Annotated in this window: 22 protein-coding genes, 2 pseudogenes and 2 CRISPR repeat arrays; of the genes and pseudogenes, 4 read left to right on the top strand and 20 right to left on the bottom strand. The window is 68.9% G+C overall.

What is annotated here, in order from left to right; translation table 11 throughout:
- Positions 1-466: 466 nt before the first annotated feature.
- Positions 467-739: a CRISPR direct-repeat array (repeat unit 29 nt; unit sequence GGGGTCATCCCCGCAGGTGCGGGGAGCAC).
- Positions 740-997: 258 nt separating this feature from the next.
- Positions 998-2113 (top strand): annotated as a pseudogene (locus ACWGIH_RS18350) (CRISPR-associated endonuclease Cas3''); the annotation flags it as partial.
- 6 nt (positions 2114-2119) lie between these two features.
- Positions 2120-2466: pseudogene (gene cas2e, locus ACWGIH_RS18355) on the top strand (type I-E CRISPR-associated endoribonuclease Cas2e).
- A gap of 93 nt (positions 2467-2559) precedes the next feature.
- Positions 2560-3503: a CRISPR direct-repeat array (repeat unit 29 nt; unit sequence GTGCTCCCCGCACCCGCGGGGATGGTCCC).
- 911 nt (positions 3504-4414) lie between these two features.
- On the opposite strand, the gene ACWGIH_RS18360 reads toward cas2e, so the two are convergent.
- The 11 genes from ACWGIH_RS18360 to ACWGIH_RS18410 form a co-directional block, all read right to left on the bottom strand.
- Positions 4415-7927, bottom strand: a complete 3513-nt coding sequence (locus ACWGIH_RS18360; protein WP_453452500.1) for a hypothetical protein — start codon at positions 7925-7927, stop codon at positions 4415-4417.
- A complete protein-coding gene (locus ACWGIH_RS18365; protein WP_453452501.1) occupies positions 7927-8379 on the bottom strand; it encodes a TadE/TadG family type IV pilus assembly protein in 453 nt (150 codons plus the stop codon). The genes ACWGIH_RS18360 and ACWGIH_RS18365 overlap by 1 nt, the downstream gene beginning before the upstream one ends.
- A 1-nt stretch (position 8380) precedes the next feature.
- Entirely contained in the window at positions 8381-8836 is a 456-nt protein-coding gene (locus ACWGIH_RS18370) for a TadE/TadG family type IV pilus assembly protein (protein WP_453452502.1), read from the bottom strand.
- Positions 8833-9180, bottom strand: coding sequence for a TadE family protein (locus tag ACWGIH_RS18375; protein ID WP_453452504.1), 348 nt, complete (start codon positions 9178-9180; stop codon positions 8833-8835). Before ACWGIH_RS18375 ends, ACWGIH_RS18370 begins: the two co-directional genes overlap by 4 nt.
- An 80-nt stretch (positions 9181-9260) precedes the next feature.
- Positions 9261-9464: a hypothetical protein gene (locus tag ACWGIH_RS18380; protein ID WP_453452505.1), complete on the bottom strand. Its 204-nt coding sequence runs from the start codon at positions 9462-9464 to the stop codon at positions 9261-9263.
- Between the two features lie 23 nt (positions 9465-9487).
- Complete coding sequence (locus ACWGIH_RS18385) at positions 9488-10375, bottom strand: hypothetical protein (protein ID WP_453452506.1); 888 nt, start codon at positions 10373-10375, stop codon at positions 9488-9490.
- Positions 10372-11316, bottom strand: coding sequence for a type II secretion system F family protein (locus tag ACWGIH_RS18390; RefSeq protein ID WP_453452507.1), 945 nt, complete (start codon positions 11314-11316; stop codon positions 10372-10374). Before ACWGIH_RS18390 ends, ACWGIH_RS18385 begins: the two co-directional genes overlap by 4 nt.
- Complete coding sequence (locus ACWGIH_RS18395; protein ID WP_453452508.1) at positions 11313-12842, bottom strand: CpaF family protein; 1530 nt, start codon at positions 12840-12842, stop codon at positions 11313-11315. The genes ACWGIH_RS18390 and ACWGIH_RS18395 overlap by 4 nt, the downstream gene beginning before the upstream one ends.
- The gene (locus ACWGIH_RS18400) at positions 12832-13662 is read right to left on the bottom strand and encodes a hypothetical protein (protein ID WP_453452510.1); all 831 of its coding nucleotides are present in this window, start codon (positions 13660-13662) and stop codon (positions 12832-12834) included. Before ACWGIH_RS18400 ends, ACWGIH_RS18395 begins: the two co-directional genes overlap by 11 nt.
- On the bottom strand, positions 13659-14252 hold the full coding sequence (locus tag ACWGIH_RS18405) for an SAF domain-containing protein (protein WP_453452512.1): 594 nt from the start codon (positions 14250-14252) through the stop codon (positions 13659-13661). Before ACWGIH_RS18405 ends, ACWGIH_RS18400 begins: the two co-directional genes overlap by 4 nt.
- A 132-nt stretch (positions 14253-14384) precedes the next feature.
- Entirely contained in the window at positions 14385-14693 is a 309-nt protein-coding gene (locus tag ACWGIH_RS18410; protein ID WP_453510559.1) for a hypothetical protein, read from the bottom strand.
- Positions 14694-14703: 10 nt separating this feature from the next.
- On the opposite strand from ACWGIH_RS18410, the gene ACWGIH_RS18415 reads away from it, so the two are divergent.
- Positions 14704-14847, top strand: a complete 144-nt coding sequence (locus tag ACWGIH_RS18415; protein WP_453510561.1) for a hypothetical protein — start codon at positions 14704-14706, stop codon at positions 14845-14847.
- Positions 14848-15211: 364 nt separating this feature from the next.
- On the opposite strand, the gene ACWGIH_RS18420 is transcribed toward ACWGIH_RS18415, so the two are convergent.
- The 8 genes from ACWGIH_RS18420 to ACWGIH_RS18455 all read right to left on the bottom strand — a co-directional run bounded on the left by ACWGIH_RS18420 (position 15212) and on the right by ACWGIH_RS18455 (position 22605).
- Entirely contained in the window at positions 15212-15751 is a 540-nt protein-coding gene (locus ACWGIH_RS18420; RefSeq protein WP_453452516.1) for a hypothetical protein, read from the bottom strand.
- Positions 15752-16664: 913 nt separating this feature from the next.
- Positions 16665-17153 (bottom strand): hypothetical protein, encoded by a 489-nt coding sequence (locus ACWGIH_RS18425; RefSeq protein ID WP_453452518.1) that lies wholly within the window; start codon positions 17151-17153, stop codon positions 16665-16667.
- Positions 17154-17183: 30 nt separating this feature from the next.
- The gene (locus ACWGIH_RS18430; protein WP_453452520.1) at positions 17184-17597 is read right to left on the bottom strand and encodes a hypothetical protein; all 414 of its coding nucleotides are present in this window, start codon (positions 17595-17597) and stop codon (positions 17184-17186) included.
- Between the two features lie 37 nt (positions 17598-17634).
- Entirely contained in the window at positions 17635-18588 is a 954-nt protein-coding gene (locus ACWGIH_RS18435; RefSeq protein WP_453452522.1) for a replication-relaxation family protein, read from the bottom strand.
- Between the two features lie 17 nt (positions 18589-18605).
- Positions 18606-20855, bottom strand: a complete 2250-nt coding sequence (locus tag ACWGIH_RS18440; RefSeq protein ID WP_453452524.1) for an ATP/GTP-binding protein — start codon at positions 20853-20855, stop codon at positions 18606-18608.
- Positions 20852-21346, bottom strand: coding sequence for a hypothetical protein (locus ACWGIH_RS18445; RefSeq protein WP_453452526.1), 495 nt, complete (start codon positions 21344-21346; stop codon positions 20852-20854). The genes ACWGIH_RS18440 and ACWGIH_RS18445 overlap by 4 nt, the downstream gene beginning before the upstream one ends.
- Positions 21347-21598: 252 nt before the next feature.
- Positions 21599-21895, bottom strand: coding sequence for a DUF397 domain-containing protein (locus ACWGIH_RS18450; protein WP_453451733.1), 297 nt, complete (start codon positions 21893-21895; stop codon positions 21599-21601).
- Between the two features lie 35 nt (positions 21896-21930).
- Positions 21931-22605 (bottom strand): HAD family hydrolase, encoded by a 675-nt coding sequence (locus ACWGIH_RS18455; protein ID WP_453451734.1) that lies wholly within the window; start codon positions 22603-22605, stop codon positions 21931-21933.
- Positions 22606-22769: 164 nt separating this feature from the next.
- Here ACWGIH_RS18455 and ACWGIH_RS18460 point away from each other — a divergent pair, with 164 nt between their 5' ends.
- On the top strand, positions 22770-23957 hold the full coding sequence (locus ACWGIH_RS18460; protein WP_453451735.1) for a helix-turn-helix domain-containing protein: 1188 nt from the start codon (positions 22770-22772) through the stop codon (positions 23955-23957).
- 125 nt (positions 23958-24082) lie between these two features.
- Here ACWGIH_RS18460 and ACWGIH_RS18465 read toward each other — a convergent pair whose 3' ends face one another.
- Positions 24083-24853 carry a GntR family transcriptional regulator gene (locus tag ACWGIH_RS18465; protein WP_453451736.1) on the bottom strand — a complete coding sequence of 257 codons (771 nt, stop codon included), beginning with the start codon at positions 24851-24853 and terminating at the stop codon, positions 24083-24085.
- Positions 24854-24867 lie beyond the last annotated feature (14 nt).

Below are 24867 nucleotides of genomic sequence, written 5' to 3' on the forward strand. Positions count from 1 at the left end.
CAAGAGCCGTCGATGCCGGTTACCCGGATCGGGTAGCCAATGACCGGTACTGGCCGACGCTGATGAGTACCGGCAATCGGCTGCGCCGGACCGCGGTTACCCGGCTTCATCGCGACCGACCACGCCACGCTGCGTGGCGCGCACCCGGTGATGGGCGCGCCATCGCTCCGCCGACGCTGGAATCCAGCGGCCGATGACCGATGATGCGCGGTTCCGGCCGCGACGGGTCAGCGCCGGCCAACGATGGGTGAGCGATGGGCGGCGATGAGTTGCCACACCCATCGGCCACCGTCGGCCACCCACAGAGCGCTGTGGATGGCCGACGTTCGTGTCAGGCCTTCTCGCCATCAGCTCGTTGAGGATGGCGATGGTCTCGCCCCTCGGGAGGCGCATCTCGTTGGCTCCCCGACCATCCCAGCGGGTGCGGGGAGCACTTCAGCGACCTGGCGAACGCGCCGCCCGTGTCGGGGCCATCCCCGCAGGTGCGGGGAGCACATCACTGAGTGGGCGACCACGCTGTACCCCGAAGGATCATCCCCGCAGGTGCGGGGAGCGCCCTTGGTGTCGTACCGAATCGGGTCCATGATGGGGGTCATCCCCGCAGGTGCGGGGAGCACTTCCACGAGCCGCGGTAGTCGCCGCTGATCACGGGGTCATCCCCGCAGGTGCGGGGAGCACACGAGCTGGTCGCCCTTCATGCCGCGGGAGACGGGGTCATCCCCGCAGGTGCGGGGAGCACGCTCCGCGACCTGTGGGTCTATCGCTGCTGGATGCTGGTTTTCGAGCAGTTTCGCCAATCCAGGCATAACGCGCATAAGAGGCATGGGGCTTAGCGACCTCCTTGGTGCTCGTGGGTATGTGTGCGCCGAGTGTGCGTGAGGGCAGATGGTATGTCGTGCTGTGAGCTGCTTTCCGAATTTTCCTTGATCTGTACGCACGGGGGTCCGCTTTCGCGGTATTGCCCCTGTGCCCTCGGATTGGCGTGTATGCCTGTGGCATGGCGGTTGAGGGGGAGTTACGTGCGGGGCTGGGGGGTCGGCTTGCGGGGCCGGTGCGTTCTGTGTGGGCCAAGCACGACCGGGATACCGATGGCTGGCTGCCGTTGTGGCGGCACATGGATGACAGTGCGGCGGTGGCCGGGTTGTTGTGGGACGAGTGGCTGCCCGCGAACGTTCGGGCGCTGACCGCTGAGGCGCTGCCGGGCGGGGCTAACGATGCCCGGTCGCTGGTGGTGTGGCTGTCAGCGGTGCATGACATCGGGAAGGCAACGCCGGCCTTCGCGTGTCAGGTCGATCAGCTTGCCGACGAGATGCGGCGGCAGGGCCTGGAGATGAAGGCCCGGGGGCAGTTCGGGGCCGATCGCGGGATGGCTCCGCATGCGCTGGCGGGGCAGGTGCTGCTGGCCGAGTGGCTGGAGGAGCGGCACGGCTGGTCGGCCCGGCAGAGCGGGCAGTTCACGGTCGTTGCGGGTGGCCACCACGGGGTGCCGCCGGAGCACGGACAGCTCAATGATTTGTATGACCGGCCGCATCTGCTGCGGACGCCGGGGGCGAGTGAAAAGCTGTGGCGGCGGGTGCAGGACGAGTTGCTGGAGGCGTGCGCCGCAGAGTACGGCGTGCGCGAGCGCCTCGGTGCCTGGCGGACGGTGAAGCTGTCGCAGCCCGTGCAGGTGCTGCTCAGTGCCGTGGTGATCGTCGCCGACTGGATCGCCAGCAACCCGGACTTGTTCCCGTATTTCCCGCAGGAGACCCGTACCGGTGAGGAGCGGGTCGCGGCGGCCTGGCGTGGGCTGCGGTTGCCTGCTCCGTGGCGGGCTGAGGAGCCGGCCGGGGATGCGCAGGAGGTGTTCGCGTCGCGTTTCGATCTGCCGCCGGGGGCGAAGGTCAGGCCGGTGCAGGAGGCCGCGGTCCGGCTGGCGCGTGAGATGCCCGCGCCTGGCCTGATGATCGTTGAGGCGCCGATGGGGGAGGGGAAGACGGAGGCGGCGCTCGCTGTCGCTGAGATCTTCGCGGCCCGATCCGGTGCGGGCGGGGTCTTCTTCGCCCTGCCCACGATGGCGACGGGGAACGCGATGTTCCCGAGGCTGCTGGCGTGGCTCGACCGGCTGCCCGCTCATCTGGTGACCGTCATCGTCCTCACCACCTGCCCACCCGGACTCCGTGGCTTCCTCACCCGCTGGCTCCTCGAAATCTCCGCAGGCGTCTTCATCGGCAACCCCTCCGCCCGCATCCGTGACGTCCTGTGGAACGAAGTTCAACAATACGCGGGCCAGGGCCGCGCCCTGCTCGCCCACACCACCAACAACGAACAGGGCTTCACCTTCCGCACCCACGCCACGCCTGGCACCCCGTCAACCACGAGGGCCTGACCCTCATCCGCCGCCCGAACACACAGATGCCACCGGCTGCCACACCGAAACCCGGCTGGAGCAACGCTGCGAAGCGCCGCCGATTCGGCAAAGGCTGACCCGACTCCATGCCTCTTTTGCTAGTTTTGCCGGTTTCGGAGAACCTGCTCCGAAACGGCTCTGCAGGCTGACAAAACAGCAGGTCGAGCAGTGTGCTCCCCGCACCCGCGGGGATGGTCCCGCGGCTATCCGGTGGCGGGGTTCGATGCCGATGTGCTCCCCGCACCCGCGGGGATGGTCCCGCAGCCGCCGTCCTCTCCGTGACAGATCGACGGTGCTCCCCGCACCCGCGGGGATGGTCCCTACGGCCGGATCCCCACCCTCTACCTGCACGTGTGCTCCCCGCACCCGCGGGGATGGTCCCACCGGGGTCCACGCCCAGCTGGCGGGCAAGCTGTGCTCCCCGCACCCGCGGGGATGGTCCCTCCTGGCGGGGGGCGGTGGGGGCGGCTGCGGGGTGCTCCCCGCACCCGCGGGGATGGTCCCGAGGCACGCCGGATCGAACTCGAAGACAAGCGGTGCTCCCCGCACCCGCGGGGATGGTCCCCTCCTCCGGCGGCTGGAACTGGCAGGACGCCTGTGCTCCCCGCACCCGCGGGGATGGTCCCTCCTGCACCAACTCAGCCTTTTTAGCCACGTTGTGCTCCCCGCACCCGCGGGGATGGTCCTTCCGGTGGCCCACTGGGGGACCCGGCGGGAGTGTGCTCCCCGCACCCGCGGGGATGGTCCCTCCGGGAGGACCTCGCCGCGCTCGCGGCTGAGGTGCTCCCCGCACCCGCGGGGATGGTCCCCTGACGGTCGTGGGCACGGCATCGGCGGCGGCGTGCTCCCCGCACCCGCGGGGATGGTCCCCCCGGACAACTTGAGAAAGAAACAACAGAGTTGTGCTCCCCGCACCCGCGGGGATGGCCCCGAGGAGATCTGCCGCCTGTGGCCGCATCCTGCGTGCTCCCCGCACCCGCGCGGATGGCCCCGCAATCATGAGGCCGAGCAGGGCAATCAGGACGTGCTCCCTGCGCCTGCGGGGGTGGTCCCAGCGACAAGCCGTAGGCCCTGCCTCTGCGAACTTGCTCCCCGCACCCGCGGGGGTGGTCCCGAGAGGGGCCGCCATGGTGGCGGGTCAGATCGCCCTGCAGCCAGAGCCGTCACCCGAGGAGTCGGAGACTTTGGCGGAGAACGAGCGGTTCCGTGCGGTGTGGAGTTGCTGTGCGCTGAGCTGCCGATGAGCGGAGCGGCCATCGGTCGGAAGCTGCACCTCTCGGAGGGGACGGCGCGAAGGGTGGCCGGTCAGGCGCGTACCTTCGTCGATGAGCAGGGGTGGGCGACGTGCCGGCCGTTGCGGTCAGTACCGGATCAGCGCTGACGGCCGGTCATCGCTGGCCGGTTGATCTCAGTTTCAACTAATTGGCCAGTGTGCGGCACTCCTGATCGACCGCTGGTGACCACGCGATGAGGTGGCCGATGAGGCCTGATCGGCCATCGGCCATGGCCGATCCCACCGCACCGGCCATCACCGATGGCCGCCCATGGGCCGCCTGCTGGGAGTGCGTGCGCATCGACGGCGGTGCCGATGCTTCACGCCGTAGTCGCCCATCGATGTAGCCGGTAACCAAGGTCTGACCTGCGGGTGTCAAGGGCCGTCGATGCCGGTTACCCGGATCGGGTAACCGATGACCGGTGCTGGCCAACGCTGAGGCCCGGTAACCGGCTGCCCAGGAGCACGGTTACCCGCCTCATCGCGGTCGGCCGCGAGGCGCCGGGTGATACTGGCGACGGGTTCCCCATCGCTCCGCTGACCGGGCTTCCGGCGAGCGATGACCGGGAGCGATGAGCGATGATCCGCGGTTCCGGCCGCGACGGGTCAGCGACGGACCACTGATGGGGGCGCGATGGGCGCCGCTGATGCGGCGACGGCTCGGCGATGGGTCGGCCACGTCCATCGGCCACGTCGGCCATCGTCGGCCACCCGCCACACGCCGGGGGGTGGCCGACGATGGCCGATGAATGTCAGGCCTTCGTCATCAGCTCGTTGAGGATCGCGATGGTCTCGTCCTCGGTCTCGGTGCCGAGCCTCAGGTTGAAGTCCTCCAAGGCCTCGGCCGCGCGCTCCAGGGACTCGTGGTCGCCGAGCGCGGCGTAGGCCTGGAACAGGATGCGGTAGAGGCTCTCGACCTCCGGCGCGACATCCAGCCCCTTAGCCGCGGCCCAGACCGCGCCCCGCGGGTCGCGGTCCTCGAGGCAACGCTGGGCTAGGTCCTCGGCGGTCAGGACAATCTTGCTGAGCATCACCTGGGCCAGGTGCTCGGCCCACCGGTAGCGACGACGGTCATCAGACATGAACGGTCGACCGCGGACGAGTTCCAGAGCCTCTCGCAACGTCTGAGTGGCATACGGTCCGCTCGCGGTGGAAGCGGCGTCGACGAGCGACAGGAACTGAGCCCAGTCGGAGGTGACGGCGGGGGAGAGGGAGTAGCGGGCATCAGCACTGGGCGGCAGCGTGGGCAGGAACGGGTGTCCGGTGTCGTCCTGACCCAGCCACGACCTCAAGCGGCTCACACAGACGTTGCGGTACTTGGTGTGGGCCTTGGTGTCGGTTTCCTTGGTGGGCCACAACGCGGCATCCAGCGGCTGGTGATCCCGGCCGGGGTGCAGGACGAGCCACGCAGCGAGCTCCGTGTTGGTGCGCCGTCGGCTGGTCTCTTTGACCTCGCCGCGGGCACCGATGACGTCGACAGGGCCAAGCACCCGGACGAGGGGGCCGGCCGCGGTGATGCCGGGGCCGATGACCGGCGGCTGGGATGTCCGCGAGGCGACCGTCCCGCTGGCAGCCGGGATGGGCTCGGGATCGGGCAGCCGGACATTTAGCGTCGGAGTGCTCTGCTGAGCCGGGACCGGCGACTTGGTCAATGGCACCAGAACTTCGCCCTCGCCGGCCGCCTCATCCTCGGTTCCCTCAGTGCCCGCAGACGGGAGCACCAGGTCGTCCTCAGCGTCGGCGCTCTCCTCCAGGTCGGGATCGTCGTACGACGCGAAGTGCGCCAGGCTCGGCACCTGCCCGGGATTCTCTGAAGACGACGTCGCCTCGCTCACGACCACCACCTGGGGAGCCCACGGATTCTCGACCGGCGCTGCGGACTCCGAGTCGGAACCGGCCTCCGGCGCCGGCGGAGCGGCGTACAGATCCTGGTAGGTCTCCTCCGGGACGGCCTCAGCGCGGCTGCGCTCCAAAATTTCCAGCGCGGCAGCCCAGTCGTCATCAGAGAAGGCCTGCAGACTGCAGTCCAGCTCCACCCCCTCAAGCGGCAGCCGGAGGGGAGCGGCGGCGGGATCGGTATTCAGGACCCAGGAGGTGTCGGGCAATTCCACCGGCAGTGGGCCAGAGGTGATCAGCGCGGTGGCGCTGCGCGGCTGCGCGGCCGCCATCTCGATCAGCTCAGCCAGGGCCGAGGCGTCCTCGTCCACCAGGCTGTCGGCCATGACCACGTGCGGCGTCCACGCGGCCGCAGTGTCCACCCCGGTCCGCGCACTCAGCAGGCCCTCACACCCCAGCACGGTGAACGCCTGCTGCTGGTCGCGGTGATGCGCCCGCACCACCGGGAGTGCCTGGTCCAGGTAGTCGTGGGCGGTGAGCCGCTCGGGCATCTCCGCCGCGGCCGCGCGTACCGCCTCGCCGACCAGGCTCACATCGAGGTGATGGGCGAACTCGCTCGTGGACAACTCCAGGGCGAGCGCACGCTGGACCTCGGTGTGAGCAGAGCCCGACAGGTGCAGATGGCCGACATGCTCCAAGTTAACGAGGATCAACTGGCCTGCAGAGTCCCAGCCGAGGCTGAGCAGCGCCGGATAGGGGTCCTCCACCTGGTCGAGCTCGTCCTCAGCCAGCAGCTCCGCGCTGTTGGCGGGGCAGATCCAGGTAAGCGTGCCGGACTCCGTGGTGAAAGGAGACACCGCGGGCGAGGGTGCGGACAGGTGGAGCACGATCTCCTGCTCACCGATGACCGCGGCCGCCAGAGGCGGCAGGGCCGCCCCGGCCTCGACGAGATGAACTGCGGCCGACCGCAGCGCCGTCGCCAGGACCGAGGAGTCCATGGTCGCCTCGGAGACGCGCAGCGCATGCTCGATGTCCACCGCCGCATTGCCCTCAGGCAGGGCGATGGCCTGACCCCGGCGCAGCCGGCGCAGCTGCTTGATACGGCGGATCCCGAGGAACGCGAGGAAGCCGCTGGCCAGGACACCGGTTGCCGCCAGACCCATCACACCCCACTGCTGCCCCTGCTCAGCGCCGGACCCCTGCGCATCGTCGTGGGTCTGAGGCGACTTCGCTGCAGCAGATGGCGAGGACTGCGCAGGCTCCTTCGTGGCCGGGCTTTCGGTGTCGCTGGGGGCGGGCTTTGCGGGTGCCTTCTCGCTGGGCGTGCTCTGCGCGGGCTCTGACACGTCCGGCTTGGGAGAGGCCGTGGTGGGCGGAGCGGACGGCTGCGCCGCTCCCGCATCGGGCGTGGCCTGGTCGTTCCCGTCGGCGGAGGGCGCGTCGTCCCGGTCCGCGGAGGGAGGCGGAGTGCTCTCGCGCTGCTGATCGCCCTCGTCTGCCGGACGGTCGGCGGGGAGGACGACCTCCTGCCCCGGATAGATCACATCCGGGTCCTCGACGGAGGGAAGGGCAGCGGGCTGGTCATGGTCCTTGGTCGCCTCATACAGCTCGGGATACTTCGACCCGTCGCCCAGCTGGGCCTCGGCGACGCCCCAGAGCGTGTCGCCCGGGTGCACGGTGACACTGTCCGAACGCTCGCCCTGCGGGCCTGGAGCATTGGCCCTTGCCGTGTGGCTGTCGGGCATGCGGAGCTGCCAGCCCGGCTGCAAGAACGTGCTGGCGTGGAATGTGCTGCCATCAGCCATCGTGCGGCCCTGGTTGAGCTCGGCGATGTCCCGCCAGCGCTCACCATCACCCAGTTCCGTGTCCGCGATGCTCCACAGGCTCTCGGCCGGTCGCACGTCGCGGACGGTGTAAGTGGGGGCCGAGTCGCCGTCCGCGGCCGTCGCAGCGCGGGACGTGGGAGCTGACTGGGGTGCCTGCGGGGCATGTTGGGGCTGGTGCGTTGCCGTGGCGGCGGCGGGCGGGGCTGCGTTGGCGGGGCTGGCCAGGGCGGTGCTGGTGGGCAGGAGGACCAAGATACTGCCGACCAGTACAGCCGCCAGGCGCTGGGAGGAGCCGAGCCCGCGTGGTGGCCGCCATTGGCGGCCGCGCAGTTGGGCCGGGATCTCCCGCAGGGTGCAGAACAAGAACTGCGCCCAGCCGAGCCACGCGATCGCGACGAGCAGAAGCAGGAAGGCGCCGCCGGTGTCCTGCCGGTCGAGCAGGTGGGCCAGATCGCCCCGGCTGGTGTCCCACAAGACCGGGGTGACCTTCACCAACAGGAGGGGAAGGCCTGCGATCGCGGCGGCCAGGACGGCGAGGCTGGCCAGGGCGCGCAGCACCGCGGCGAGGGTGCGACCTGAGGTGGGTGCGGCGTTGGTGCGCATCACGGTCCTTCGGGTGTGGTGACGCCGTGCAGGAGGGTGGCCTTCCCGTGCCCGGTCACGGCCAGCGAGCCGATACCCGCGACGGACAGGAACTTTGTGGCGTAGCTGTCTTTCGTGGTGACGGTCAACGTCTTGCCGTCGGCGGAGACGACGGCAGTCCCTGCGGTGCCGGCTGAACTCAGGTAGGCCTGTGCAGCGGCCTGGGCGGCTTGCGGGTCCACGGTGATGGCGTCGCCGGGCACGGCCTGGGCCGGGTCGATAGCCTGTCCGCCGGCGCGTGCGGCCTCGGTGGCGATGAAGTCGGCGCTCTCGGTGGCGCGCATCTTGCCGCCGCCGTCGATGGCGAGGCCGATGATGCCGAGCAGCGCTATCACGCAGACGGCGACGAAGACGGTGATGCCGCCGCGGTCGTCGAACCGCCCTGCGGGGTAGGGAAGCTGGGGGAGTGTCATCTCAGCCCTGCCCCCTCTGCCGGTACTGGTCAACAACCGAAGTGGCCGTTGCCTTTAGGGTGCGGGCCCCCGGGGCGCCGGGCAGCAGCAGGTCCGACAGGTTGACGGTGCATCGCACCGTGGCCGACACGGTGGCCACCTCGCCGATGGGCACGTTCAGCCCGCCGGTATCGACGGTGACGCTGGTGCTGGCACAGGAGATGCCCTGATCGGCAAGAGACTCCGTCGCCGCCGCACGAGCCGCGCCCTGGGCATCGGCCGCGGTGCGGTGAATGGAAGCCTCGCGCGCCGCGTCCTGCGCCGCCGCATCGATCTTGGATCCGGACATGACCAGGCGGCCGCCCGCGATCGCCAGGCAGACAAAGACCACCAGCGAGGGCAGCACGATGGACGCCTCGATCGCGACACTGCCCGCATCACGGGGCGCGGAACGGGCCCTGCAGAACACCGATTTCACTCCCCTGGAATCGTCCAGCGCTCGACTGGACCGGATGCCGACTGGGTGATGCGCAGGCCGGGAACGCCCGGCAGCATCGACTGCGCGGTCCCCGACACCTGTACGTTCACCCGCTCGTCGGTACTGCCTGCGCTCACGCTGGAGCCCATGAGGCTGTCGCCCGCCGTACGGGACAGCACTTCTCGGGCACGCTGCGCGCCGTCGCCGGGCCCGGCCTTGTAGGAGCGGGCCGCGCTCAACCCCTCGCGGGCAGCGGTGAGCGCGATCTCGCGGGCGAAGTACCACATCGAGGCCTGGATGACGGCGATCGCGACGAGCAGCACGAACGGAAAGACGATCGCCATCTGGATGGAGGAATCCCCCCGGTCATCCCGCCACGCTGGGCCGCTTCCCCGGGCAAGGGGATGCGGTATACGACGGTGCATCAGATGCCGTTCAGCTTGCCGTTGTACTTGGCGACGATCACCGCAATCGTCCCGGCGATGACGAGCGCGCCGGTCACGGAGGCCACCCAAATGATGACCGTGGTGATGCTGATGTCGCCGCGGTCCGGGCGCTTCTGCGCCTCCTCCAGGCGGGCGCCAAGCTCGCGCACGAGACGGTAGGTGCGGTGGGCGATGTACTTCATGGGTCAGCTCCAACGTCTTTCGATCAAGTGGTCAGCATGCGGATCACTGCGGGGAACGCCATCAGCAGCATCACCTGCACCGCGAGCAAGGCTCCGGGGGCGGTCATCTTCTCGCTGGCGGCGTTCGCCTCGGCCGCCTGAGCGGCCAGCAGTTCGGGGTTGAGCGCGGCGCTGCGCGCACGCAGCTGCTTGTAGACGGCGGCCCCATCGGTCGAGGAGCCGCGCATCATCTCCGCCAGATCCCCCAGGACCGGCAGGTCGTACTCCTCTTTCAGGTCGGTCAGGGCCTGCCACGGCGGGATCTTCTCCAGCCGGGCCCGCATCAGCGCGCCCTGCACATAGACGAAGGGCCAGCCGCGGCCAACCTCTGCGGCCTTCTCCAGAGCCGTGGTGGGGCCGGCATCCGACGCCCGCTTGAGGGCGACGAGTTCGAGGTAGGCGGCCATCGCGTGCGCGAACTCTTCCCGCGCCCGCTTGGCCTTGTCACGTACCGACAGATCCGGTGTGATCCACAGGAGCCCCGCCACGATCAGCCCGAACAGTGCTGGGACGTAGAAGGGAAGCGAGACGCCCGCCAGGATCCAGGGGATCGAGACCACGACGGGGCACAGCAGCCCCGAAGCGGCCAGCGCCGTCTTCTGCAGCATGAACCGGCCCGGCCCCTCGCCCAGCAGGGCCAGGTTCTGCGTGGGGATGCGCACGCCCGGCAGGCGGCCCAGGCGGGCCAGCAGCCAGCGCCCCCACACCTCGTCACGGTCCAGGACCGGCTCGGGGAGCCCGGCCAGGCTGCTCTGCTCGGTGCGCTGCAGGGCGACCGCCAAGGCGGGCTGCGGGCGCAGCAGTTCACGGGTGAGCAGCGCGAGCCCGCCGCCGACGGCGGCGCCGGTGAGCACCATGGGTGTGATGTTCATCGGGCACCCGCCATGTCGGTGTCGTGATCGGATGTGGTGGCCAGTGCGGGCAGCCGCACCGTGCTGCGCGGGTCGCGGTTGAGGAACCGCGGGATGCGCCGGTAGTGGGCCAGGTGCCGCATGAGCGCGAGCGTGCCGATGAACCCAACCGTGAGCATCGCCAGCACCAACTGACCGAGCAGCGTGGAGTACGGGGCGGTGTACGACGGCACGAAGAACCCGGCGACGATGACCCCGAGGGTGATGATGACCATCCACCGCATGGTGGTGCGGGGCTTCTCCCTGTCTGCTTCGGTGTCCCGCTTCCCGGCCACCTCCGCGCGGACGGTGGCGGCCAGGTCTTCCAACGCCTGAGCCAGGCCGGGGCCCCGGTCGGAGACGGACAGGATCAGCGCGGCGACGACCTTGTCGGCGGTGATGTCGTCGAGCTCGTCGCCGAACGCTCGCAGTGCTTCCTCCGGGCGCCAGCCCATGTGCAGCCGGTCGGCGAGCGTGCCGATCTGCTCGGCGAGCTCCTCGGGCGCCCCCTTCCGACTGGTGATCATCGCCTGTTCCAGGCCCATGCCCAGCCGCAGAAGCCCGGCCAGCCGCTGGGTCCACTCACTGAGGCCTTCCAACTGACCGATGCGGACCTTGGCGGCCTGGGCCGGGGCCAACAGCCACGGCACGCCGATGACGGCCACTCCGATCAGCAGTCCGGCCGTGAAGTTCCCAGCGATGAGCCAGATGAGCATCCACAGCACCACGGCGGCACCGGCCTGGGTGCGGCGCCGCATCTGCGACTCCTGCGTGCCGGCGTTCCACGCGCTCACGCCCTGGCGCAGCCGCCATCCGGCGCGCGAGTCCTGCTTCGGCTCCGTGGTGCCGACCACACCCCACACCAGGGCGGCCAGTCCGCCCGCCGTCACCATGCCGGCAACCAGCGCCCACAGGAGCGTCATGCGCTGCTCACCACCTTCAGCGGCAGCGGCTGCGCCCACGCACCGCGGGAGTACTGCAGGTACTCGGAGTTGAAGCCCACGCGGCGCAGCTCGTCGATGCACTCGGGGTGTGTACCGGTGGGCACGGCCCGCTCCTCGCCGAGGGCGAGATTGGGGGCGAAGATGTCGTTGGTCGCCGGGCGACCGGACTCAGCGACACCGGTGATTTCCACGATGTGGGAGACGAAGCGGTGCCGCCGTCCCCCGATCTTCGTCTCATCGATCATGGAAACGAACACGATGAAATCCAGGCCGTTGGCGATCTGCCGGTAGGCGAGCTGCTCGGACAGGTTGCCCTGGGTCAGCGCATACAGCTCGGCGATGCGGTCGAAGACGATGTCGGGGCGCCGCGCGTGGATGGTGCACAGGTTCCCGCCTGCGCCGTTGGTCAGCGCCTGCATCATGGCCACGACTTCGGGGCCGCGGACCTCACCGACGACCATCCGCTCCAGCGACATGCGCAGCGCAGGGTGCATCAGGTCCAGCAGCGTCACTTCACCAGCACTGCGCCCGGTAGCGCTCACTTCGCCGTTGCCCTCGCGGGCCACCAGAGAGATGGCCTGGTTGTGGTAGCCGTCCTGGTGGGTGAAGAGCTCGTCCTCGGTCTGGATCGTCGCGAACCGCTCGTCGGGATCGAGCTCCTTGAGCAGCGAGCGCAACAAGGACGTCTTGCCAGCCTTCTGCTTCCCGGCGATGATCACGTTCTTCTCGGCCTTCACGCAGGCCCGCAGGAACTCCACCAGGATCGGGTCGATCGTGCCGAGCGTCACCATGCCCTCCAGATCCGCGCTCCGTACCCGGTGCCGACGGATCACCGCGTAGGTGGTGGGGCTGACATCTGTGATGGCCTGCAGCCGCGAGCCATCCTTCAACGACAGGGCAAGCAGCGGATTCGCCGTGGAAATCGTCCGCTCCCCGTGTCCGGAGTCACGGGCCAGCTCGCGCAGCAGCTCCAGGAGCTCCTCCTCGGAATCGGCGATCGCACCCACCCGCTGGCGCTCCCCGTCGCCGTAGTCCAGCCACACCTCATCGGGGCCGTTGATGAAGATGTCCTCGACCCGCGGATCGTCCAGGTAGGGCTGCAGACGGCCTGCGCGGAACAGCAGGTCATACACCGCGCGCCGCAGCGCATCGTCTTCGGCTGCGGTGGGGCTCACCCCGCGCTCGGCGGCCGCGGCACTCGACCACAGCGCCACCTCATCATTGATCCAGCCCAGGCAGCGCTGTTCCTCGCTCGCCTTGTCCAGCGTCGGCTCGCTCTTCAGCAGCTCCTCACGCTTCTTGGCGACCAGCACCTTGATCTGTTGGGCCACCCGAGGGTCAACCAGCGCACGCGGCACCCCCGTGCCCGGCGCCGGCACCTGAGCTGCCGAGGCGGAACCCGCTCCGTTGCGACCCTGGAGCTGGGCTTGCCAACGGGAACTGACCGGCTGGCTGCCTGCCTGCGGACGCACCGTCGGGTCAGCGTGTACTGGTTTACCGCGCATGGCTCGCCTCCGGCCCACCTGGCCCGGCGAACCGGGGTGCCAGCCGGGCACGGCGCAAGGCGGCCCGCTGCTCCAGGACCGTGCACGCCGAGCGGGCCGCCTTCATCAAGGACGTCCTCGTGAAATTGCGGGGTTGCTCTGACCCATCGGACAGGACCCGGGCCTCGCGCGGTGCGTGGGGCAACGTGGCTACCACCGGGGCGCGCAGCACCCGCTGCACTTCTCCGGCCGGGTAGGGGCCTTCGTCGATCATCAAGACCCCCACGTTCCCGACGCGTTCCTCCAGCGCTTCGATGCGTGTCTGCGCCGCCTGCAGCGAGCGGACTGTGTTCCGCACGACGAAGACCAGTGCGTCCGCGCGCTGCGCGAGGACCGCGGAGGGGCCAAAGGCCCCGTTGCGGCCCAGGTCGATCAGCACGTCGTGGGCTTGGGCGGGCTGTTCACCGATTCCGGAGAACAGGCGGGCCAGGTCTTCCCACGCCGGGCCCAGACCGGCCGACTGGGCCGGGTCGGTCACGCCGGGCAGGACCAGGCGGTCACGCGCCTCCTGCTTCCCGTCCTCGGAACTCACATCGATGAGCTGGCGCCAAAACGCCTCGACCAGTTCTCCCTTACGCGAGGCAACCGACAGATTCCGCAGCCCGTACCGATCGCCAAGGCTGCCCTGCAGCAGCCCGTAGAGCACGGCACCACCGTCCGGGTCGCACTCGGCGAGCACCATCTTGCGGCCCGGCTGCAGCGGCCAGGACAGCAACAGCGCCAGCGCGCTCGTCGTCACCCCCGGCGCCCCGCTGCAGCCCGCCAGCGCGATCACGCTCACTTCTTGCCGCCCGGCGCATCGATCACCAGACGCACGCTGTCAGCCGACACCCACGCGGCCAGGCGCGAGGCATCCGCAGCCTGCGTCGCGACGTCGACGACCACCACACCGGTACCGGGTGCGGCCTTGCCCGCCTTCACCACGCGGGCCGCGATCGACTCGGGCGTCTGTGACTCCTTCGCACCTGCTGCCTCTTCGCCCTGGGCGGCAACGTGCTTCAGGCTCAGCTTCTGTCCTGGAACCATTGCTGTGGCCGGGACCTGTTCGGGCTTCAGACCGATCGGCACCAGCTGCTCACCGGCATTGACCAGGGACCGGGACGTCACCTGTGAGCGATTGAGCAGCGATCCCGGCCGCAGCTCCACCGCAGCCCGCTTGCCGACAATCGAGTCGAGGTCCGACGCTTTGACCGCCTTGACGGCCGGGTCCAGAGCAATGGATGCCTGTCCCAGATCCGCCTCGGTGAGGACCTCACCGACCTGCACGTCACGTGTCACCGTCACCACCTGCGTACGGTGCCCGGCCTGCATCACCAGCACCACAACGCCCGCTCCACCCGCGGCGATCAGCGCCAGCGACAGTGCGATCACACCCGGCCTGCGTCGACGTGCGGACACTCGCGGCGGTGCGACGGGTCCGGACGGCTGCCCCTGCGCCGGGATGCCGGCCACAGCAGGCCCGCGTTCTCTTGTCTTGCTCACGTTCATCCCTCCGAAGGGGCGCTATCCGACGACCTGGACTTCGCCGACCGCCACCTGAACCTGCGTCTCACGGACCTCGGTCAACTCGCCCGCCTCGCCACCGCCACCGGTGACCTGCCAGGCGATGGCCCACGTCGACGCTGCGTTCAACTCGAACTTCCCGCCGGGGGCCTTTGCAGAGGTCTTGGTGTAGCGGTGGCCGCAGCTCGGCGAGTCCTTCATGCCGTACGACTTCTTGTAAGGCGTCCCGGGTCCGGTGCACGTCTCCGTGGCGCCGTCGCCCATACGCCAGACGATCTTCTTCACCTTCGCCGTCGCCGTGACCGTCACCCCGCCCGCCGTGGCAGACGCCGTGTTCGGCCCGTACGCGGTCGGCGACTGGCGCACCCACAACCACATCGGAACCCCCACCACGTACTTCCCCGCAGCGCGCGGGCTCGCGATATCAGGGCCGACGAGCTTCATCGAGTCAACGGCCTGCTGAGCAACCACCGCCGGGTCAATCGGCGGTGGCGGCTCTGCCCCCTCTTCAGCCGCAAGGCCAGTGGTCACCCCACTCGGGCAAGTCCGCGTGTAGGCGGTCTTGCCTTCGCCCGGGTACCACATGCTGCCAGGAGGTGGCTGATCCTTCATCCGTTTCACTGAGCATTTCGGAGGCTTGCCGCCGCCTCCTCGGAGCTTCCCCTGCCCCTTGCCGTAAGAGCCGGAAGGCTCTCCGGCTGGTGTTTCATCTGTCGTTGCCTCACACCGGATTCTGACGCCTAGGCTGTTGCAGCCGCTTGAAACGGGTTGGGCCACAGCCACAGCGGGCAGCAGAGTCGCTACGGTCACGGCGCCGATAGCCGTACTCAGCAGGCGCGGTCCTGTGGCTTTTCGACGACGATCTTCCACTGCTTCCCCCACTTCTCGGCCTGGATCTCCGTCACGTAGCTCTTGATCCGGTTCTTGGGCATCGCTACGGGCTTGCCGGACTTGCGATAGATGAACTTCCAGTTGCTCGTGTCCACGCAGTCGGTCAGTTCTGCCGAAGGAACCTTCTGGTCCAGCTTGATGCTGGTTACCTCGACGTCATGGCTGGGCTCGCCAGTCGTAACGATGCCCTTCTCCTTCAGGCCCTTGAGATCGTTCTCCGTCTGCGCCCATGCCAGCGCAACGCTGTATGTCGACAGCTTGGTGCCCTTGGGATCTGCCTGGGCGTATGCCTTAACCTGCTCGTCCCACATGCGCGCGTAGGCGTCCGTGACCGCGTTCTTCTCGACAGTCTCCGGGTCCGCACTGGGCGAAGGCGTTGTACTGGGAGCGGAAGACTTTGACGCCGGCGACTTGGCGTCAGGGGCCTTCTTACCGCTGTCGTCGCCCGACGAGCTACATGCAGACAGAGCAAGCACCGCACACAGGGCAGTACCTACCGCTGCTGTCTGATTTCGGAAGCGAACAGCGGCATATTCCGACGGTCGTCCAGCGCGCTTCAAGGTGCCTCCCCGTACGTGTGTGTTGCGAGCAAGTCGATTGTGTTGGCGTACGCACCACGCTGAACGCCTGGGCAGCCTGGTCCAGCTGCAGTGATGCAATCCGTAGCGAAGAGATTACGCATATGCCCAACAACTTCCCAACAGAGAGGGGAATTTAAAGGTTCGCAACCTAGGGCGTACCTGGTCACTTGGGGTGAAGAAGTCGACAAGTTGCTCTGTGCATAAGCGAGTGCACGGCGCCAGGTCATCGAGCGTCATCCCATCTCTATTGCGCAACGCGAGGGACACGGTGGTTACCGAGTCCTGTCGCCGGTGAAGGGGCGTCCTTCACCTACGGAAGGGGAGCTGGCGGGCCAGGGATGTGACACGAAGGCGCGACAAATATTCCGTCAGCCTTGGAGATGTCGAATGCGCCGACGAGGGCGTAGACGAGAGCTCTTCGCCGTCATGGGTCCCGGTCGGACGTGGTGATCTGCTCGCTGCGCAGCGACAGCCGAGGCGACGGGGCGATCAGTCTGTGACGTCGGCGGCCGTCGCTCGGCAGCACGCACTGCTGGTGGAGCACCTGGACGCCGGGCACTCGATGTTCGTCGACAGGACGAACGTGGAAGTGCAGGTCGGGCCGAGATGGTTGAGCAGGCCTGGCGGCACGGTCACCCGGCCGCGGCCCTACGCTTCGTGGCCGGCCTATGGACCTGCCGGGCGCGGCGCGCAATCGCCGACACCCGGCCAATCGTCACGTGCCGGTCTCTGCGCTGGCAGAACGGTCTCGCTGTTGGTGCCACCGAAAACGTTCCGTGCGCGGAGGGCTCTGGGGCTGTGGACGACCTCACTCAGCACGGCGGAACGAGTCGATCGGCCCGCCCCACGCCTCCGTCCCGTCCCAGTTGATGGCCAACGCATCGTTCTTGGCGTCCTTCAGGGTCAGGTGACCGTCACCGCGGCCGCCATCTTGGTTGCCCTTGCACGAGGAGAAGGTCAGCGACGGCGCTTCCTTCCCGTCCTGTGTATCGGGCTTGAGGGTGCCTTCACATTCGAGCTTGCTCCCCTTGGCGGTCACGTGACCGCTCTTTATGGTCAGGGTCTCGAAGTCGGTCTTGCGCTGGATCGTCTTCCACGAACCGGTCGCCCGCTCGATCACCGTGCGCTTGCGGTCTGCGGGAGCCTTCTCACTGTGCTGCGGGCTGGCGTGCGCCTCGCCGCTGGGCTTGTCCGACGTGTCGTCACCGGATCCACAGCCACTGAGTACTGCCGCCGCCAGGACCACGGCACCCGCCAGGCACGTCTTACCCTTGCGCACTTCATCTCCCTTGATCATTAATCTGGACATGCCAAGCTATCAACGCTGCTAACCGGCGCGGCCATCACGGTTCTCGCGACGTGGGACTGCCGCGATGCCACACGGGAGTCGGCCAGGCCGGACTGAAGGCTGAGGCACTCGCACATCGCGTGGTTCGTCCGTCAGAAGATCTTCGATCCGGCCGGACCCGGAGGTCTGCGCCTGCCATCCCTCCAGGAGTCCCTGCACGGCGATCCGGGCGAGGTGGCGGTACTGGTCGCGGGCGTTCTCGCGGCTGCTGAGCCAGCCGAGGTGACGGGTATGGGCCTGCAGGGCGATCAGCTCGGTGACCAGCGGTGAGTCTAGTTGCGGCATGCCGTCGACCACTTCAGAGCAGGAATGCTGGTTTGGGTCCCACCCCGTGGCCAGCACGCCGCCTTTTGCCGAGGGTTCGGCACGGCCGAGGCGAAGTCGAAGGCGCATGGTGTCTCCAATCAGTGTGGCTTCTGCGGGGCGCGGTTCACGCTGAACGGGGCTGCAGAAGCACGTCGGTAGCGGTGGCGTCCTCGCCCAGGAGCGGAGTGACGATGGGCGCGAACGGCCCGTGTTCGAGGAGGAGATGCAGGCTGGTGACACCGGCTTGGATCGGTGAGCGTGACACTGCACGCTGCAGACGAGTGTCGGCTGCGGCCAGCGCGCGCAGATCCCAGGCGCGTCGGGCCAGGACGGGTTCGGGGGCGCCGGTGAGGACGATCAGGATTCTGGGCAAAGTCGGGTAGCGCTCGCGCCACGCCTCTTGCACGAGGTCGCCTGCCACAGTCTGGCGACTGCGGCCAGGGGCGGGCTGGGGGGTGTAGGTGGCGTAGCGGGCGTAGGCGTGGAGCTTGGCGGCGAGGCGGGCCACGCTCATGGTGGTGCGGTCGACCTCAATGAAGAAGCTCAGCAGCCGGCGCTCGTCTCCGGTGGTGCGGGTGTAGCGCAGCACGGCATCGGGGGTCAGCCACGCCTCATCTCCGTGGCGCGCATTGCCGTCCCGGACGCGGTGTACGACTTCCATGTCCCAGCTCAAAGGACCGCATTCGTCACCGGCGAGGCGTGCGTGCTCCACCATGGCCAGCCCGGTCTCGTTGATGGCCAGGGTGTGCTCCTGCAGGGCGCTGGCGGCAGCCTGCTGGGTGATCCGGTAGGCGCGGGAGGGCAGTTCCTGCCCGGCTTCCAGGGCGTCGGCGCCGAGCGCGGTGGCGTACCAGAGCAATTCGCCGGCGCGGTTGTGACGGCGCACCGTCGCATCGGCCAGACCCTGTGCGTGCAGGACCTGGAGCTGTCGGCGCAGGTAGCGGGAACTGGACGCGTGCGGGCGCAGGAGCCGGTTGAGCTGGGCGGCGGTCAGTAGCCGGTGCGTGTAGAGGACGGGCAGCAGCTCCTGGGCGAGCTGAGACAGGCTCTCCGGGCGCGTGGCGGTGGCTGTCGGCATGAAGAGGTCTCCTTCGCTCAGGGAGTGGGGCGGGGGAGTCGGTGCACGACGTCCTGCCCCGCATCGCGGGGGCCGTGGCGGGTGGCGGGGGAGGCGGCGCGCGCGGCGAGGTAGCCGGTGATCCGCTCGTCCAGCTCGTCGAGCTCGGCGAGGATCTCGCCGATGGGGCGACGGTTGAGGTTGGTGTCGATGGCCGCGTCGAGGGCCGGAAGTCCGTCGGGGTTGTAGTAGTCGGCGAACACGTCGCCGACGGCCACGCCTTCCACACGGAAGGGGGTGGTGCGCTCACCGCGCAGGTCGACGGACTGGATGTAGTGGTAGCGCGGGGTCTGCTGGATGGTCTGGCTGTCCAGGCCCGGCAGGCGCTTCGCGAGGAAAGAGGCCTCGTCGAAGTCGGCGCCGGTCGCAGAGATCCAGCTCTGGTTTTGCAGGAGCGCCTGGCGGGTGGTGTCGGACAGCCGCATGGCCATCTGCGTCATCCCCATGAACCGCACGTTGTACTTGCGCAGCTGCTCCAGGATCTTGGCGACATAGCCGTGGGAGGCGCCGTCGACCGCGGTGAGCTCGTCCACGAACCCCCACATGACGGGCCGCTGGTCGGCGGCGAGCTTGGCGCGCGCCATCCCCTCGCGGAACAGATCGAACTGCAGCAGTGCGCAGATCAGCTCGTCGCTCTCGCCGGTCCCACCGGGGCACACCCCCACTACCGCCTTGGTGGCCATGGCCCGGCGCAGGTCGTATCCGGAGCGCGGGGAGCCAAGGAATGCCTTGAGGCTGCGGGAGTTGCCCATGCGGTAGAGGACGTTGGTGACGGTGTTGAGGGCGTTGGGTTCGACGTTCGGAAAGGAGCGGCGCCAATATTTCGTGGTGCTTGCCGGGAGGTGGGCCAGGACCTGCTCGCGCCAGTCCTCGTCTTCCAGAAGCGAGGCGACCTGGAACACGGTCGGCTGCAGTTCGGGATGCCCGTCTTGCACCATCAGGGCTGCGAGCTCGGCCAGGGTGCGGACCGCGTTGGACAAGATGGTGCGGGCCCGGGTGGCGCGTTCGCCCCAGCTGTGCGCGGAGGCGATCGCCCCGACCACCGCCCCGACGACTTCCTGCACTTCGTCGAGGCGCCGGCCCTCCATGGAGAGCAGGTTCCAGCACGTCATCAGGTCCTCATCGCGCGACAGCGACAGATCGACCTCCCACACCCGGCCGGCCAGCGCCGGATGGGCGAGGTAGGGCTTGATGCGCTGCCACGCCGCCCGGTGCGGATCCAGGAACCAGCCGCCATCACCGGCATAGGCACGCGCGGCGAACTGCACCAGGGCCAATTCCGACTTGCCGTAGCCGGACTTGCCGAACGAGGCACCGAAGAGGACTTCATCTGCGTACGCGCCCGCCATCCGCTGCACGCCGTCCGCGCCGGTCACCTTCCCCAGCGGCAGGACATCGGCCTGCCCGGTCCAGGTGGGCAGCGCGGCCGGAGCGGGCGGCACCACCCCGCCGGTGCGCAACACGTTCTGCGCCGTGCAGTGCACGCTCGGCGGCTTCAGCAGTCCGGCGACCTCCTGCCAGGTCACCCAACTACGCCGGGACGGGGCGAAATCTCCGCGCGTGAACCGGAGGTCGAAGCGGTTCCGCAACCACAACGCATTCGAGTACGGCCGCCACATCCCCACCCGAGGACCGACCGGCACGAACCGGTTCTCCCCGCGCAACGCCTGCAGCGCGGCCATCACCTGATGCAGCCGCGCCCGCGCTCGCGCCGGATGCCGCGCTGTACAGCGCACCAGCACCTGCAGCGCGAACACCTCCGCGCCCGGCACAAATTTGCCCACCCCCTCGGCGAGGTCCGTCTGCCGCGGCACCCGGGCCCGGCCCGGCGAGGACTTCGAGGTCGTGCCGTTCAGCACCTCCCAGATCCCGGCACTGCTACCGCTTCGGCGGCCGCCCTCCAACTGCTCCCCGAACGCGCTGGGACCGCGCCGCGTGGCCCGCGCGATCAGACGACGTCGACGACGCGCCACCCGGCCATCCGCCACAGACAGCAGATCGACAACAAGGTCGGCCTCCTCTCCGTCCTGCGTGCGGACTTCGGCGAACGCCGCCGCCAGCTGCTCCAGGGGATCGGGGTTCAAGACCGGACTGCCCAACGCCCGGTGATCGGCACGGGCCAGCACGAGCTCGGCCCGCGCCACATACATCTGGCTGCCCGGCACCTGCGCCGCGTCCTCCACCGGTGGCGTGCTCGCGTCGTCCTTGGCCAGGACGACCGCGCTCACCAGCCACCCCGCTCAGCCAGCGGTGCGACGCCCTGGAACCGAACCGCGGCCGAGCGGTCGCGGGCGGCGTCGGCGGCCAGTACCTCGACCTGCCGATAGCCGGCCAGCCGCAACACGCTCGCTGCCCGCTCCGGCCCTTCCCACCCGTACTCCAGCTGTCCCTCAGTTCCGGCCGTCATCCAGATACGGGTCGCCGCAGCTCGCTGTGGGATCGGCCCCGCAGCGACACGCGCCTGGCCCAACCGGGCCGCAGCCTGCCCGACGTCGGCCAGCTTCGGATCGAACGATGGGCCTGGCACCATTCTGAAGCCGCGCCGATCGGCCAACGCGCGCACGGCCCGACGCCGCCACCAGGCAGTTGAGACCGCCCAGCAGAGCAGCGCGACCGCGCCCGCAGAGATGATCCAGCCCGCATGCGAGGCCACCGCATCCGCGACGATCCCGAACCCTGCCCCAGCGTCCACTCCCTGGGGCACCACTTCGCTGATCACTAATGCGCCTCCCTTCAGCACACGGCGACGAACGCCGCCTGTACCTCGGGAAGGGGACCCGCGACGGACGGAATGTGACATCCAAGGAGAAGAAATGTTCGCGAGCTGATGCCCCGCTACGCACAGAAGGCCGGTCACGGGGCCGGTCACGCGGCGGCCCGCAGCAGCGCGGCGATCTCCGCGAACCCGCGCCGCTCAGAAGGGGCCGCCCGGTGAAACGGGCGGCCCCTTCTGTGCGTGACGGTTACCCGGTCACACGCCGTCTGGGCTGAGACTCTCCACGAACTGAGACCATGCACGTCGGGACGTGATGGCCATACCTGCGCCGGGGTCCTTGGAATCGCGCACGGCTACCCAGTTGGTTCCGCGGGCGACCTCCACACATTCGTTGTTCGCAGCGCTGTACGAACTCGTGGACCAGAGTCCGTCGGCTGCGATTGGATTCGCAGGGTTGGGCTGCCCGTTCATCCGTTCTCCTTCGTGGACGTCGGTCTTCACCACACGGCGGGTATGGAATGCCCCGCTCAGAGCCCATCTACAGCCTGTCATCGGAGCGGGTGCGGTTTGTGGGCTTCCTGTTTTCCTCAGTTGCCGTCACGTACGAGCTTGGTCAGGCGGTCGGTGTCCTGCAAGTCTGTGAGGACGGTCTCGGCCCCGGCAGCTCGCAAGGCGTTCTCGTCGCTGCGGCCTGAGGCCACGGCGATGACGCGTACGCCGTTGGCGTGGGCCCCGTCGATGTCTGCGGGGGTGTCACCGATGAGTACGGCGGCGCTGGCCGCGGTGTGCGCTCGCTGCAGTGAGCGGTGGACGAGCTCGGCGCGGAGATCGTGATCCTCTCCGTACGCACCAAGGGCCCAGCGGATGTGGTGGTCGAGGCCGAATACCTGGAGCTTGAGTTCGGCGACTGCGCGGATGTTTCCGGACACCACGGTCTGTCGGACTCCGGCGGCGTCGAGAGCGTTCAGGGCTGTGGCGGCCCCCGGCAGGGCGTGGCCGCGTTCGCGCAATTCACCGGCACGCTGTCGATGCTTCTCGGCGAGGGCACGGGCAAAGCGTTCGAAGTCGGATCGGTCTGTTGTCAGGCCGTGGAGCTGTGCGGTTTCGCGGAAGATGACGGGCTCTGTGATGCCATCGATCTTGGCTTGTGTGTGCATCGGCTGCCCGAGGGCCTGCTCGAATGCTGCGGCGGAGAGTTCACGTCCGACTCCGCCGGTATCGATCAGCGTGTGGTCGATGTCCCACAGGACCAGTCGGTCCACTGAGCGCCTCCCCAATTGCCCACTGCAGCTGGGCCGCAAGGTGCCACCCAGAAGTGTGCGGAGCCTACGTGCTGTCTCTGCCCGCTCTACGCTGACGGTACGAGAGATGCCTTGGGAAGGGGGCGGGAGCGATGCCCGCTCGTGCGAGTCTGCCCGATGGCCGCATGGTCAGGTACTACCGCCGGAAGCACGGCAACCGTTCCGCCGCCGTCGTCGCCGGACTGTGCGGCATCTCCGAGCGCTACCTGCATCTGGTCGAGGCTGGCAAACGAATCCCCTCCGTTGAGGTGCTGGCCCGCCTTGCTGTCGAACTGGACGTGCCCGTGGCCGCCCTCTTCGCCGAAGCACCGATCGAGGAGCCAGAGACGCCCCACACCGCGGCGCCGGCGATTGCTCGCGCGCTCACGGTTTCTGGACCCACGCCCCACTCTGGTCAGGTCCTCCCACCGGCGCAGCTGCGAGAAGGGGTGGAACAAGCCTGGCGGATCTGGCAGTCCTCTCAGAACCGGTTCACACAAGCAGCCCGGATCTTGCCAGCGCTCATTGCCGAGGTGGAGGAAGCCGCACGGATTCTCCGTTACGGCAGCGACCTGCAGGCGCGGCGCGAAGTGCTGCGCGTAGCAGCCGACCTCTACGGGCTGTTGCGTTCCTACTGCCGGCGCGCGAACCGCCTCGATCTCTCCCTGCTGGCCGCCGACCGCGCGCTGCGGGCTGCCGAGGACGCCGACGATCCCCTGCGCATCGCCATCGCGCGGTGGAACCTGGGCCACGTCATGCTCTCCCGCACCGAGACCTCTGCGGCAGAAGAAGCGAAGGAGATCGCGCTGTTGGCCGCTGAACAGCTGCGCCTCATGCCCGTCAGCCTCGAGTCTCAAGCGGTCACCGGCGCCCTTGAGCTGGTTGCTGTCGTTGCCGACGCCCGCTGTCGGCGCTGGTGGGAAGCACGCGAGCGGTTGGAGGATCGGGCCGCCCCCCTGGCCAGCAGAGTGGGGGAGGGCAACGTCCAGTGGACGGTGTTCGGCCCGACCAACGTGGCCCTGCACGCGATGAGTATCGAGATGCTCGCCGGCGACGCGAAGGATGGGCTGCGGGTGGCCGACCAGGTGGATACCGGTCAGCTGCCGAGTCGCGAACGGCAGTTCACGTTCGGGCTGCAGGCGGCGCGCTGCCATGACCTACGCCGCGAAGATGCTGCTGTTCTCAAGCGTCTGCTCGGCCTTGAGGAACTGGCTCCGGAAGACATGGAACGCAGCCCGCTGGCTCGGGACATGGTCGTGAGCCTTCAGAAGCGGGCCCGGCCCGCTGCGCGCCGTCAGGTCAACGCACTGGCCGAGCGACTCCAGCTCGCCTGACCTCACGCCCGCACCTCTACCGAACTGTCAGTTCGGTATGCCGAGCGACACAGGCGCTAACGTCGCGGCGCACTGAAGGGCGGGGCGCGATGAGCAGCGGCGGCATGCAAAGGCGCGGCAGTGGGCTACGCCTCGGGTGCATCGATGCCGAACTCGTACGCCACTTCCCAGCGGGCATCGGGAACAACGATGTCGGCTGTCTCCACGGCCCGGCCGTCAGCGGTGTAGTAGGTCCGCTCGATGGCGAGGACCAGGTCGCCGAGGCTGATGCCGAGCAGGTTGGCGTGCTCCTGGCTGGCGCGGGCCGGGTGTGGCACTTCTACCGCATGCGAGATGTCGATGCCGATCGAGCGCATCCGCTCGACCACGCCTTTGCCCGCGAGCGGCCCCATCTCGGGCAGCACGATGGGCGTCTCACCGGTGATAGCCATGGGTTCCCAGCTCGTCGAGAGTTGAGCGGGCTGGCCGTTGGCGAGGAACTCGTAGTCGGTGCGCACGCACAGGCCCCCGAGCTCGATGCCGAGGCGATGAGCGATGTGGTCCGGGGCGGGGGTGCGGGCTTGGGAGTGTGCCTCCCAGGTGCCGGTGCGCCCGAGTTCGGCCATGTCAGCGCGGAAGGGGCTGCCGCCGCGGTGCTCCCGGTGCCGCGATCGGACCATACGGTGCCGTTCACGGGGCTGGGCCACGTAGGTGCCGGACCCGGCACGCCCCTCCAGCACTCCCTCGATGATCAGGCGCTCCTGGGCCTTCTGCAGAACGTTCGGGCCGACTTGGTAGTGCGAGGCGAGCTGGGCCCGCGAGGGCAGCCGGTCGCCAACTGCCCATTCTCCGCTGGCGAGGCGACGGCGCAGATCGTCGGCGACCTGCTGGTGCGGGGGCGGCTCGGCGAGGCCCATGCGCGGACTCCGTA

The sequence above is a fragment of the Streptomyces sp. NPDC054872 genome (genome assembly GCF_053610705.1).

Bases quoted from the DNA above. Each gene is read 5' to 3' on its own strand.
- ACWGIH_RS18360 (WP_453452500.1), bottom strand. From the start codon at position 7,927: ATGCGCACCAACGCCGCACCCACCTCAGGTCGCACCCTCGCCGCGGTG.
- ACWGIH_RS18365 (WP_453452501.1), bottom strand. From the start codon at position 8,379: ATGACACTCCCCCAGCTTCCCTACCCCGCAGGGCGGTTCGACGACCGC.
- ACWGIH_RS18375 (WP_453452504.1), bottom strand. From the start codon at position 9,180: ATGGCGATCGTCTTTCCGTTCGTGCTGCTCGTCGCGATCGCCGTCATC.
- ACWGIH_RS18380 (WP_453452505.1), bottom strand. From the start codon at position 9,464: ATGAAGTACATCGCCCACCGCACCTACCGTCTCGTGCGCGAGCTTGGC.
- ACWGIH_RS18385 (WP_453452506.1), bottom strand. From the start codon at position 10,375: ATGAACATCACACCCATGGTGCTCACCGGCGCCGCCGTCGGCGGCGGG.
- ACWGIH_RS18390 (WP_453452507.1), bottom strand. From the start codon at position 11,316: ATGACGCTCCTGTGGGCGCTGGTTGCCGGCATGGTGACGGCGGGCGGA.
- ACWGIH_RS18395 (WP_453452508.1), bottom strand. From the start codon at position 12,842: ATGCGCGGTAAACCAGTACACGCTGACCCGACGGTGCGTCCGCAGGCA.
- ACWGIH_RS18425 (WP_453452518.1), bottom strand. From the start codon at position 17,153: ATGATCAAGGGAGATGAAGTGCGCAAGGGTAAGACGTGCCTGGCGGGT.
- ACWGIH_RS18430 (WP_453452520.1), bottom strand. From the start codon at position 17,597: ATGCGCCTTCGACTTCGCCTCGGCCGTGCCGAACCCTCGGCAAAAGGC.
- ACWGIH_RS18435 (WP_453452522.1), bottom strand. From the start codon at position 18,588: ATGCCGACAGCCACCGCCACGCGCCCGGAGAGCCTGTCTCAGCTCGCC.
- ACWGIH_RS18450 (WP_453451733.1), bottom strand. From the start codon at position 21,895: ATGACAGGCTGTAGATGGGCTCTGAGCGGGGCATTCCATACCCGCCGT.
- ACWGIH_RS18460 (WP_453451735.1), top strand. From the start codon at position 22,770: ATGGTCAGGTACTACCGCCGGAAGCACGGCAACCGTTCCGCCGCCGTC.
- ACWGIH_RS18465 (WP_453451736.1), bottom strand. From the start codon at position 24,853: ATGGGCCTCGCCGAGCCGCCCCCGCACCAGCAGGTCGCCGACGATCTG.